This window comes from Ihuprevotella massiliensis (assembly GCA_900095835.1).
Taxonomy (GTDB): domain Bacteria; phylum Bacteroidota; class Bacteroidia; order Bacteroidales; family Bacteroidaceae; genus Alloprevotella; species Alloprevotella massiliensis.
The window spans coordinates 1,644,553-1,656,626 of the sequence record LT608321.1; the positions used below are offsets into that span (position 1 = coordinate 1,644,553).

Consider the following 12,074-nt stretch of genomic DNA (forward strand, 5'->3'; position numbering starts at 1 on the left):
CGCCATTTTTTTGTCCCTAACCCTGACCATAGAGTCCACCTCTCAAAAGACAACCCAGTTCTAACCTCCTCAATTTCTCCACAACTGTCACAGCGCCTCTAAGATGACAAATCGACCTCTAATAAAATAGCACCCCTACTTCTAAGAAATTACCCCCTTCTAAGCCCCCTAAACATGATACTAGTCTCCTATCCTCTTTTCATTTTCGCGAAATCACCGCTTAAATCGCCGCTAACAAGCTAAAATAAGACAGAGGTATATTTCCCTCATCATGAACACACAACACCTCACAGCGCAAAAAAACTCCTGAGACTTCGGATGAAATCTCAGGAGCTATGTATCGTTCTAAAGAATGGTCCCTATAAATCGGACTAAATCATTAGTCGAAAAATGAGGTAATCTCTTTTTATTTGATGCTCTTCAGTTCGATGGTAAAGATTAAAGTAGAGAAAGGAGGAATGCCACGTGTGCCGCGTTCACCATAAGCGAGGTTGTAGGGGAGGCAAACTTCATACTTAGAACCCACCTTCATGAGCTTCACGGCTTCAGACCAGCCTTTGATCACTTGGTTCAAACCGAAAGTAGCTGTTTCACCACGTTTGTAGCTGCTGTCAAACACTGTGCCATCAATGAGCTTACCTTCGTAGTGCACTTCCACTTGAGCCGTATCGGAAGGCATAGCGCCATCACCTTGTTGCAACACCTTGTAGAGCAAACCAGAGGGAGTAGACTTCACACCCTTTTGCTTAGCATATTGTGTCAAGAAGGCAGCGTTGCTCGTCTTCACCTTTTGCGTGTAGAAATCATATTGTTGTTGCTCAATCTTTCTAGCAGAGTCAGCAGAAATGTTTGTGTTGTGCATCAAACCATCAGCAAGACCTTTGGTGAAGGCAGTAGCGTCCACATAAGAAGTGTCAGCCTTACCTGTAGCTTGTTGGTTCATGCCTTGCACGATTTGGGGCAATTGGTTCTTGATTTCCAAACCAGCCACCAAAGCACGGAGCTGTGCAGCTTCTGCAGGAGTAAATTCACTGGTGAGACCTGCCACAAAGTCCTTCATGTAAGTTGAATCCACACCAGAACGTTGAGCAATGTATTGAGCCAAGCTAGCAGACTGTGCCACACCTGCAGCATAAGAGAAGTCAGCACCGTTCACGGGCTTAATCATCACGGGTTGTGCCACCTTCTTGTTGGTCTTCTTGGTCTTTTTTGCTGCAAAAGCAGAGAGGGAGAGAGTAGCAGCCAAAGCTACTACGAGGAGAGAACGAAATTTCATGTAAAGAGTTGCTATTATTCTTCAGCCTTTCAGCTGCATGATAGTTACTATTATAAATTGCGACAGAGGAAACAGAGCCGAAGTCCGTTTCCTCTGCGCATCATTGCGAGATGATAGGGCTAGAAAGACGTCCTAGCGTCTAGATCTCAAAAGAAAATGCTTTAGCAAGGGGATTACATGCCCTTTTGCATCTGAGGAGCCTCAGGTTGTGCAGGAGCATCAGACACACTCACGAGTTTGATTTTGAAAACCAAAGCAGAGTAGGGAGGGATAGGTCCTTGTTCTTGATCACCATAAGCGAGATTCCAAGGAATGTAAACTTCCCATTCGCTGCCCACCTTCATGTTGGTCAAAGCGATGGTCCAACCCTTGATGACTTGGTTGGCAGGGAACTTCACTGTCTTGTCTTGTGAAGAGTCAAACACCTTACCATTCATCAAGCGACCTTCGTAGCTTACTTCGCAGATTTGGTCAGCCTTAGGAGTAGCACCAGTACCAGCCTTCACTTCTTTGTAGTAAACACCACCAGGAAGCGCCTTTACACCAGCAGCTTTAGCCATCTTAGCGATGAACTCTTCGTTAGCCTTCTTAGCAGCACCATACACCTTCTCATTAGCCTTAGCTGCCATCGCTTGCATCTTCTGTTGCATGTACATGCCAGCCTGCTCACGATGAAGGGTATCCTTGCCCACGATAAGTGCAGACACACCATTCTTACCATCGATCATACCAGCAAGCACATTCTTCGCACTGAGGTGCTTAGTGCTATCACCAGCAAACACTTGACCTTCCACTTGAGGGAAAAGGCGAGTTTGGAGTTGAATACCACTTTGCATACCGAGTTGATAAGCCAAAGCCTTCTTATCGTCTGCCATGCTCATACCTTCCTTCATACCCTTGAAGAATTCATCTACAAAAGCAGAGTCGCTACCAGCTTGCATGAGATATTCTTTGATTTGCTCAGGGGTAGGAGATTGTGAAAGACCCACAGAGTAAGACAAGCTGTCAACTTCGTCTTTCAAATCGCCAGTAGCAGCAGATTGTTTGCTACCACCGCAAGCACTGAAGAGTGCTGTAGCAGCCACGAGGGCGCCAAAAAGTACTTTTTTCATATTGTTGTTTTATTATTATCTAGGGGATAAATTCTTTACCCTCTATCCTTGCATACTCTCAAATTCAAGAAGTATTAGGATCGTGGGGTAGGGGAAATCGTTATTGATTATTCGTTGATACCAAGCAATTCCACGTCAAATACGAGGGCTGCATAAGGAGGAATTGCACCACCTGCGCCCTGTGCACCGTAAGCAAGCTCGTAAGGAATGAAGAAACGGAACTTAGAACCGAGGTTCATGAGCTGAAGACCTTCGGTCCATCCCTTGATCACACCTTGGAGAGGGAAGCTCGTAGGTTCACCACGTTGATAGCTGCTGTCAAACACAGTGCCGTCAATCAAACGACCCTCGTAGTGGCAGCGCACGCTGTCGGTAGCCACAGGCTTCTGACCGATAGCTTCGGTGAGCACTTCATATTGCAAACCAGAAGCGGTGGTGGTCACGCCTTCGCGTTTTGCATTTTCTGCGAGGAACTTTTCACCTGCTTCGCGAGCTTCACGACCAGCAAGTTCTTGTTGCTCCTTCATGTATTCTTGCACCATGCCTTGTGCTTGCACTTCTGTCATTTCTGCTTTTTCACCTTTGAGCACTTGCTCTACGGCGCGAGTGAATTCTGCGGTGACAAGACCGTCGATGTTCATACCCTTGAGATTATGACCGATGAGAAGGCCGAGGGCGTAAGAGAGTTTTTCCATAAAAGGGGATTGATGTTTTTGATTCTTATTGAAGAGGGTGCTACTATGTTCGTCTCACTCTCACGCCATCGCGCAAAAGTCGAGGAAGCATAGGGGCATATTCTGATACGCAAAAGTAATCATTTCGTTTCGTTTGAACGAACAACGCGCTTATTTTTTGCGTCTTACACTCCTATTCTTCCATTTATACCTCTATTTCTCCACTATTCACGCTTACAGAGCCCTGATTCTCGTTCTCCTTCTTTTCTGCATCATAGAAGTGTTGCACGATTAAGCCAGCTAACATAAAGCCAAACATAGCCGTGATGTGCGACATCGTGCCATTGATTTGCGCCTTGCGTTCATTCCAATTATGCGAGAGCAGATCTTCACGCCCCTCTTGCGTCGTCGTGCTCTCCGCTATCGTGGGCTCGTAGCCATCCACGTCAGCTTCTCCCAAGTTAGGCAGCACTTCGTCGCTATACACGCAGAGAAATTTCTTGGCAGGGCGCACTTTCTGATGCTTCATCTTCTTGCGCAACGCACGACCCAGCGGACATCCGCGCACTTTCATGAACTCTGCCACTTGGATGCGCGTAGGATCCATCTTCAAAGCCGCGCCCATGGAGGAGTAGAGTAGGGCATCGGTGCGGCTTGCCGTGAGTAGCAAGTGTGCTTTCTCTGCGAGAGAGTCGATGGCATCGATGATTACATCATATTCGTTCAACCGAAAACTCTCGGAGTTTTCCGCATTGTAAATGTCTTGGATGGCAGTGATTTCAGCTTCAGGGTTGATGCTGAGCAGTCGTTCTTTCAGCACCTCCACTTTCACCTGTCCCACAGTTTGGGTGGTTGCCATGAGCTGTCGATTCACATTACTGATGTTCACGCGATCAGAGTCGACGATGGTGAGGTGTTTCACCCCAGATCGCACCAAACTCTCGGCACACCAACTGCCCACACCTCCCACGCCAAAGAGGATTACGCGGATGTCGTGCAAGCGTTGCAAAGGGGCATCGCCCATGAGCAAGCGTGAGCGATGAAATATCTGTTGTTCTAGTGTAGGTTGTGTCATGAAGTTATGTAGAATAATCTGTATGGTTACTCAAAAGTATAATGACCTATCTCTCAAGAAATAGGTCACATGCCATCCGAAAAAAGGGACTTTCTCCGAAGAGAAAGTCCACTATATTTCAGTATCTTAGTTCACAGTAATTTCGTCTATAAAGAAGAAGGCTTGCTTTCCAGCGGCTTCTTCGTGCCAAGACGGAATGCTCGTTTCTGGTTGTGCCACAATCTTCAGCAATCTTGCTGTAGTAGGTGCGAAATCATATACGTGCCGTTTGATGCCATTCTGATCGGCTTGTGTGAGCGGAGCGTAGTCTTTGGAAACTATGGTGTTCCAAGTCTTACCACCATCCACCGAAACTGCGATTTCTACGCGACGAGCATCGTAGATCCAGTCGCCTTTTTCCACACAGACGTTGAACGCCACTTGACTCACTGTCGTGTTTTCGCCCAAATCGATGATGGCTTCCATAGGCTTTTCGAGGAATCCGATCCAACGGCTAGAGTTGTAGCTGGTGTTGCTCGCCACAAGACCATCAACCAATGTCTTTGCACCATCAAATTTGTAGCTGGCGTGAGGTTCATTCACCAAGGTGATGTTGCGCGCAGTGGATTTAGAGAAGTGGAAATCTTCTTTTTCCACGTGGCTACGTTGATATTGATTAGGGGCAACTTCGTGGAAAGCTACGGCACGGAATTTCACATCGCTCTTGAAATCCAAAGGTTGTGTGTAGCGCGTGCTTTGCTGTGTAGGCATCGTGCCATCGAGAGTATAATAAATCGCATCATTAGGCTCATTCACTTGCAAGTTGGCACGGATACCGCCGCCTGCAATCGCCGTGTAGTTGGGCATGATGTCGTAGTAGTGCTTGGCGAAGTTGTAATTCTGCTCTTCATAGAGCTCAAAGAGCTTAGGCAATCGCGTCAAAAACTCTGAATAGGTGCGAGTGCCTTGTGGACGCCACTGGATTTCTGCCAAAGCAGCCAAACGAGGCAAAGCCATATATTCGGTTTGGCGGTGCGTCTTGAAATACTCTGACCACAAGTTGGCTTGCACACCCAATATGTGTTTACCCTGTTCGGGTGTTAAAGCAGCAGGCATGGGCTCGTAGCTGTAGACACGTTCAAGAGGCAAATAACCACCAATTGCCAAAGGCTCTTGTTTGGCATCTTTTGCTTGATAATAGTCGAAGTAGAGATACGTATTGGGCGACATGATCACGTCGTGACCACTTTGAGCAGCTTCGATACCACCAGCTTCGCCACGCCATGACATCACTGTGGCATTGGGAGCAAGACCACCTTCGAGGATTTCGTCCCAACCGATGATGCGTTTGCCATAGCGCGCCAAGGTGTTTTCGGCATGACGAATCACATAGCTCTGCAAACGCTCTTCAGCAGAGTGCTTACCTTCGGCTTGCAGTTGATTCTTTTGGATGAAAGATTGGCACTTAGGACAAGTCTTCCAGCGTGTTTTGGGGCACTCGTCGCCACCAATGTGGAAATAATTGCTAGGGAACAACTGAGCTACTTCACCCAATACCTTGTCAATGAATTCGTAAGTTTGGGGATTACCAGCACAGAGCACATCGCTGCTCACACCCCAGATTTGTCCCACTTCGTAAGGACCGCCTGTGCAGCCCCAATGGGGATAAGCTGCAAGTGCTGCCAACATGTGACCAGGGAGGTCGATTTCGGGAATAATCACAATGTTGCGAGCAGCAGCATAGGCGATGATGTCTTTACACTGCTCTTGCGTGTAAAATCCACCATGAGGCTTACCGTCGTATTTGCCAGTGTTTTTACCAATCACTGTAGCCGAACGATGGCTACCGATTTTGGTGAGTTCGGGCAACTGCTTGATTTCAATGCGCCAACCTTGGTCGTCGGTCAAGTGCCAGTGCATGCGGTTAATGCCGTGCAAAGCGATCATGTCGATGAATCGTTTCACACTGTCGGCAGTTGCAAAGTGGCGAGCCACATCGAGCATCGTACCACGATAGGCAAAGCGCGGAGCATCGTTGATTTCCACACCGGGCAAAGCGATTCTACCATCTTTTGACATATATGCACGCTCCTTTTCACTGAGGTGGGGGAGTGATTTGCGAAGTGTTTGGATGCCATAGAATGCACCAGCCTTGGTGCTAGCCGCAATGCTCACCGTTTTACTGTCGATGCGCAAACGATAACCTTCGGCAGCCATACCCTTCTCTGCACTGCTCAACACAATAGCAGGTGTCTTTCCACGTTTTGTTGCGATGGACAAAGTTAGTCCTGTGCGATCTGCCACAAACTGTTGCAAAAACTTCGCATTTTCTTGGTCAGCTTTCGACTTACCACAAACGATGCGTGTGCCAGGGGTGAGCGTAAAATCACCCCATTGTTGTTGGAGAGTCACTTGTTTGGGAAGCGGCACTACATCATACGACGCCTTGGGCACGCTTTGTGCTGCAAGTGTGAGAGAAAATCCACTCAACAAACAGCTGCAAGCTATGGTTTTGAAGATATTCATAAGGTAAATATTGATTGTTGCCACAAAGATACAACAATTTTACGCATTTCCTAGTCCCGCCCCTCTTTTTTTGCTATCTCTAACTTACAATCATAGAAGTCATAGAACTATCATGTCATTAGAACAAATCCTCCAACATCGTCGCGCCATCCGCAATTACGACGCGCAACAACCCATTTCTGCCGATCGTGTCGAAGAGTGTCTCAAACTTGCCTCGCTTGCTCCCACGAGCTCCAACATGCAGTTGTGGAAAGCGCATCACATCACCGACCCTGCTGTCATCCAACAGCTTGTTCCAGCCTGCCTTGGACAATCCACCATCAGCACTGCCCAACAGTTGGTCGTCTTCACCGTAGAACCCTCTCTCTACAAAGAGCGTTGCCAACAAAACATTGATTTCCAACGCGAAAACATCAAGCACACTTATCCCGAAGCAAAGTGGGAGAAATATACCGCCCTTCAAACTTCTTACTACACCAAGGTGGTTCCATTCCTCTATAGTCGCTTCTTCGGACTCTGGGGAGGGGTGCGCAAGGTCATTGCCACCCTCGCTGGGTGCTTCCGTCCTGTGCCTCGCCAAATGACGGAAGGAGCCATGGACACCGTCTTCCACAAGAGTTGTGCACTGGTGGCACAAACTTTCATGCTCGCCATGAGCGAAGCGGGCTACGACACTTGTCCCGTAGAGGGTTTTGATGCTCAACGCGTAAAGCGCATCCTTGGTTTACCTTGCAGCAGCGAAGTAAGCCTCATCGTCTCGTGCGGCATCCGAGATGCCTCTCGTCCGCTAGGCGATCGTTTTCGCGTAGATTTTTCTTCGCAATATCAACGCATCGGACAATAACTCAAAAGGGTGGGGAAGTCCTTCCCTACGCAAGAAAAGTCCTCCCCCTTAACATCTCTAAAATCCTCTCTTTTTCCCTCGCGTACGCGCGCGCACCCTGCACTTTTGCACTTTTTGCTTTCACAACCTTCACACATTTCTTTGTAAGTCATTCTTGCATAGTGGATTATCGACTATTTATAAACACTCTTTTACAGAGTTATAAATCTCACGCGAAATTCGCGCCAAAAAATCCTCTTAGAAGGGGCTAAATCACCCCTCAAAGACGAGGATGTAAAAATATATTTATTCCCATCCTTAGCGCACAAAGTCTCAACTATCGGAGAGAATTTCGATGATTTCAATGAATCCAATGATTCCAAAGATTCCAAAGATTCCGCAGAGCTATTTCGATAAATTCGGAGCCCTAAAAAGACTTCTCGGACCTTTCTTCAAAAACATTGGACCTTTTCCAAAAAACGTGGGAGATTTTCCGAAAAACGATGGACTTTTTCTAAGAAATCTCCCACGTTTTTTTGTTTTATCTCCTTGTTTTTTCGTCTTAGAATTGCGATGAAACAATCCCCTTGTGTGAAGGTTGTGAAAGCAAAAAGTGCAAAATCCCTGTAATGTGCGCGCGTGATACGCGCACGACGCGCATGCGTGCTCGCGTACACGTGAAGTACAGCTCATATTTCTCCTCGCTCTTCCCACAAGGCTCTGTCGCTTTTCACCTTCGCTCGCAACAATAATGCAGATTCTAGCTATGAATTTTACTACTGCTAGTATGTATTACATCTTTTAGTAGTCAAACACTACGTTTTTCACAGTCATAAACCCATGACAAGTGAGGCTATTCACCCATCTTTCTGCCTTACAAATCACTTCTTAGGAACAAAAAGACTACAAACCCCAATTCGGTTTAAGGTCACCTCTTTTTTACTCAGGTTATAGCACACAACGATTCTTTCGATCTAGTTTTTGTTTCACGCAAGAATGTTTTAGAAAAGTGTGAGCTGCTTCACTTCTACTTCTCCCTCCATCTCAAACTCCATATTGATAGAGGGATTTGAAAGCGAAAGTGCTTTTTTATTCAATTCCAACTCATATTCTTTGCAGAAATCATCTGCAACACAATGAATTTTCGTAACTTTGCTGATAAGTTTCATAGAGGATTGCTTTGTCGTTATCTATCTGGTTTTCAACAACAAACACACGAAAAGCAATCCTCTTTTGGACTTTTATTGAAACTATTTTAAGCCCCCCAATAGCCCTTGCTTATCCCGAATTGGGGTTAAAGATGATATTGATTTAAAAATGAGTCAGGGAAAACAACAGAAGTTGATTCTAAAGGACATATGATAAATACTACTTACTAGAATATGAATAGCAAAACTAAGCTTCGAGTTGATAAAATAATCGAACTGAAGCATCATATTGAGAATTGGGAAACTCAAACTAGCGAAGAGATCGAAAAGCTTCTTGTTGATTTTGAGAAACAGCCTAGGCAAGAAATGTCTTCTTATTATACGGAGCTTTTTAGAGATGTTCAATTTGCGGGTGTTTTGGTGCAAATAGCAAATAAGTATGCGGAAAACAGTAAAATCAATCGCTGTATAGTATCTGCTCTTGGAATGATGATGTGGAGGTATAAGCTTCCTGAGAGTGAGGAAATATATCGCCTTATGTTAGCGAATATTCAAAGAAAGGGAGTAGCTCTTTTTGTAGCATTTCATCTCCCTAAGATGAAAATGTTTGAGGAATTCCCGAATAAATGGGCCTATTTTATGAGTATACCTAAACTCTCTCCTAAAAAGACTTCTGCGGAATACTTTACTGACTTGGTCGAAGAATACATTTACTTTGTACCTATGATGTATAAGTCAGAATTGATTCAATACTTCAGTTTGAAATATAGTGAAACAAAAAGTGAATATCTAAAAGATAGATACAAAAAAATACTAATAACCCTGCAGGATTAGTACTTAATTGAGTAATTTTTGAGGAAAAATATCAACCCGATTGGAGCGAAATGTAGTAATTGAAAGCTTTTCTGTGAGCGAGCATATAGCTGGTATAGTAAATGGTTTTTCAAGCGACTTACTGACACATAGCCCGAGTAAGAGCTTTGTCAATCGCTGTGAAACAAGACTAAGGTTATTGCTCCTATTTCTCGTATGCCATTATTCTACGTTGTGTCTTTCTCACTCCTTCCGCTCTCGGTACACCCATAGAGACGTATGACAAAGAAGGGCTATGTGCAAGAGAGCTGGGCATCTATGGGCGGATAGGCTCTGTGGTGAGAGGTCGACTTCATGCCTTTCTCCATCAAGGACAGTACCTCGACCAAGAGACGAGACTCGCTTACAATCGCTTCTGCTACTACTCCCCCGAGACAGGAGCCTACATCAGTCAAGATCCCATTCGCCTTGAAGCGGGGCTGACAAACGTTATACATGGACACCCAATAACAGAAGCCGAATATAAAAAACTCACTAAAGTACATTAGGACATGGAGGAAGTAATCAACCTGTATAAGTTCTCTCTTATAAACTCATCTTCAGCACATCCATTCTTAGAGCCTTCCAAAGAATTTCAAATAGAGGATATTCTACAATTGAAAAATGGCAATATATTAATTGATGTGGGGTATTATAATTCTGTATTAACTATTTTCGTTGTATATGATTATAACTGGGAGTCTCCACTGATAAAACGAGAATACCAAAGCTGGGAAAATATGCTGAAGGATTTGACTACGATCTGTTTAGACTTCTCTATGTAAGGGGGCTATTGTTGAAGCTCGAATTATATTCACATCCAGACAATCCGGTAAATCGAAGTACGTTTCATGTAGACCGAGAGACCTACTGGAAAGAATGAGCAGAAGCCAAAATACAGAAAAGGCGTGTAGGGAATATGGAATCTCAAACTGTTCATTAGAAGAATATCATGATATCATTAGATAATGTAAACAAAATAAAAAAGAATGGGTGGTGGTATGATACCCCCTCCGAAGAGTATATCAGTGCTATCAGGGATTTAGGCATTGATCCTAACAGTACAATAGGACAATTCTACAGCCATGCAGAAGATGGTCCTACATTCACCAGCAAAGGAGTTGTTTTATACCATATCTGTTGGTTTTTATTATTCTCAACATATGAACTAGATATTCTTAGAGCCTCTGATGGATTGGGATTACCCAAAGAATTCATTCCTCTTGATAGTTTTGAGGGTGAGGTTGGTTTCTTTTACAACAAACAGTCTGAAGAAGTCTTTCAGTTTTCTTTAAATAGATCGCCTGAGAACACCATGCAACTAACGACTATTGCAAAATGGGCCACATTTGATCTTTTCTTAGATTGGTATCTGTAAAAACTACGGTGTCTAACATATCCGGTGGGAAGTATGGGCATTTTACCATAGTTATGCATCCCTATTGGGATTTAGGATCGTTTTTTCATGAGTTCTTCATATCACAGATGAATCCTTTCGACCTAGTTCTAAGACCTTAGTCTAATAGTTTCATGCAAATGGTAGTTTAGAGAATAAAGTGAAGTGTTTGAGAACACCAAAGAGCATAATGATGAGGTGTTTCCACCTTGTCAAACGCTTAACGTAACGCTCGCTCCCTGGTGTTTCGAGACTTATTAGTTGAATTTTGGCTTTGTCCAGCAATTTAATGACCTAACTATAGACCCGTAATCCAGTAAAATGTGTACTTTTGCTCAGGTTACTAGTTTTTTTACAACAAGTAGAGCAACAAAAGAGGATGAAAACCTCTAGCAGGATTTCTGCCTTATTTTATCATATCAAAAAACTTTTACCGGACAGCAATAATTAAAAACATCATTAAAATCAATCAGTATGGACAAGGGTGTAAAAAATACGGAAAAATCTATGAAATCTCGCTCCCAAATGGGAAATTTGCTTACATATGTAGGGTGAGGCAATACGAGTTTGGTATTTTTGATTATCTCTCGGAAAAGACAGCCAATATGGGTGAGCTTCTTTCTGTTGGTTTTAAGACTTATAAATCCTGTATAGAAACAGCCATAAGAAAGAAGATTTGGAAACTGATAGGGCAAGTTGATTTAGAGAAAGAAAATATAATATATCCAGATTTAGCGATTTTCTTATCATACAATAAAGAACTTTTTATTAGACAATCAAGAGTAATGAGAAACGGAAATCCTTTGGTAGTTTCTCAAAAAGATTATATAGACTTACTAAAGCGAGGGTATATATATGGTTTCTTTGACGATTACAAAATCTTTGAACTCTGGCTCTCGAGTAATATAGAAAAATATCCAGAAAGTGAAGGCATATTTCCTTTGCCATCTCAGTATTTATAGGGGCAACGGCCTATTTTACAGAAAAAACGATTGATGGAAACTTCTAATCACATATAGCCCAAAAGTTTACCGATGAATCCTCATCATACAAAAGAATAGGATGTGATATTCAAGAATAAGGATGGTATGTGAGACTAATCGGATTCAGAAGTATGAGATGAGATTTGGGATGAAACCTCCTGGTAATAAGTGTCCCCACTAATTGTAATGTAAGCACAACTATATTCCCTATTGGGCATAGAACATGTAAC

At 43.9% G+C, this 12,074-nt stretch carries 11 protein-coding genes and 1 pseudogene; 5 read left to right on the forward strand and 7 right to left on the reverse strand.

Features of this window, described 5'->3' with window-relative positions:
* Nucleotides 1-406: 406 nt before the first annotated feature.
* The 5 genes from bamJ (BQ2633_RS06760) to BQ2633_RS06780 form a co-directional block, all read right to left on the reverse strand.
* Nucleotides 407-1,276, reverse strand: coding sequence for a BamJ family beta-barrel-assembly machinery protein (bamJ, locus tag BQ2633_RS06760; protein ID WP_075565968.1), 870 nt, complete (start codon nucleotides 1,274-1,276; stop codon nucleotides 407-409).
* A 173-nt stretch (nucleotides 1,277-1,449) separates the two neighbouring features.
* Nucleotides 1,450-2,388: a BamJ family beta-barrel-assembly machinery protein gene (gene bamJ / locus BQ2633_RS06765; protein WP_075565970.1), complete on the reverse strand. Its 939-nt coding sequence runs from the start codon at nucleotides 2,386-2,388 to the stop codon at nucleotides 1,450-1,452.
* Between the two features lie 107 nt (nucleotides 2,389-2,495).
* The gene (gene bamJ / locus BQ2633_RS06770) at nucleotides 2,496-3,083 is read right to left on the reverse strand and encodes a BamJ family beta-barrel-assembly machinery protein (protein ID WP_075565972.1); all 588 of its coding nucleotides are present in this window, start codon (nucleotides 3,081-3,083) and stop codon (nucleotides 2,496-2,498) included.
* A gap of 184 nt (nucleotides 3,084-3,267) precedes the next feature.
* A complete protein-coding gene (locus BQ2633_RS06775) occupies nucleotides 3,268-4,137 on the reverse strand; it encodes a ThiF family adenylyltransferase (protein WP_083233978.1) in 870 nt (289 codons plus the stop codon).
* A 126-nt stretch (nucleotides 4,138-4,263) separates the two neighbouring features.
* Nucleotides 4,264-6,642, reverse strand: coding sequence for a glycoside hydrolase family 20 protein (locus tag BQ2633_RS06780; RefSeq protein ID WP_075565974.1), 2,379 nt, complete (start codon nucleotides 6,640-6,642; stop codon nucleotides 4,264-4,266).
* 112 nt (nucleotides 6,643-6,754) lie between these two features.
* Here BQ2633_RS06780 and BQ2633_RS06785 point away from each other — a divergent pair, with 112 nt between their 5' ends.
* Nucleotides 6,755-7,486, forward strand: coding sequence for a nitroreductase family protein (locus BQ2633_RS06785; RefSeq protein ID WP_075565976.1), 732 nt, complete (start codon nucleotides 6,755-6,757; stop codon nucleotides 7,484-7,486).
* A 1,034-nt stretch (nucleotides 7,487-8,520) separates the two neighbouring features.
* On the opposite strand, the pseudogene BQ2633_RS11585 reads toward BQ2633_RS06785, so the two are convergent.
* A pseudogene (locus BQ2633_RS11585) lies at nucleotides 8,521-8,634 on the reverse strand (IS982 family transposase); the annotation flags it as partial.
* Between the two features lie 213 nt (nucleotides 8,635-8,847).
* Between BQ2633_RS11585 and BQ2633_RS06800 the strand changes: the two are divergent.
* The 3 genes from BQ2633_RS06800 (at nucleotide 8,848) to BQ2633_RS06815 (ending at nucleotide 10,843) form a co-directional block, all read left to right on the forward strand.
* Entirely contained in the window at nucleotides 8,848-9,447 is a 600-nt protein-coding gene (locus BQ2633_RS06800) for a hypothetical protein (protein WP_075565978.1), read from the forward strand.
* 317 nt (nucleotides 9,448-9,764) lie between these two features.
* Complete coding sequence (locus tag BQ2633_RS11590; RefSeq protein ID WP_346048336.1) at nucleotides 9,765-9,974, forward strand: RHS repeat-associated core domain-containing protein; 210 nt, start codon at nucleotides 9,765-9,767, stop codon at nucleotides 9,972-9,974.
* Between the two features lie 443 nt (nucleotides 9,975-10,417).
* Nucleotides 10,418-10,843, forward strand: a complete 426-nt coding sequence (locus BQ2633_RS06815) for a hypothetical protein (protein ID WP_075565981.1) — start codon at nucleotides 10,418-10,420, stop codon at nucleotides 10,841-10,843.
* A gap of 150 nt (nucleotides 10,844-10,993) precedes the next feature.
* On the opposite strand, the gene BQ2633_RS06820 is transcribed toward BQ2633_RS06815, so the two are convergent.
* A complete protein-coding gene (locus BQ2633_RS06820) occupies nucleotides 10,994-11,146 on the reverse strand; it encodes a DUF4372 domain-containing protein (protein WP_346048339.1) in 153 nt (50 codons plus the stop codon).
* Between the two features lie 218 nt (nucleotides 11,147-11,364).
* Here BQ2633_RS06820 and BQ2633_RS06825 point away from each other — a divergent pair, with 218 nt between their 5' ends.
* Nucleotides 11,365-11,823 carry an Imm26 family immunity protein gene (locus tag BQ2633_RS06825; protein WP_346048698.1) on the forward strand — a complete coding sequence of 153 codons (459 nt, stop codon included), beginning with the start codon at nucleotides 11,365-11,367 and terminating at the stop codon, nucleotides 11,821-11,823.
* Nucleotides 11,824-12,074 lie beyond the last annotated feature (251 nt).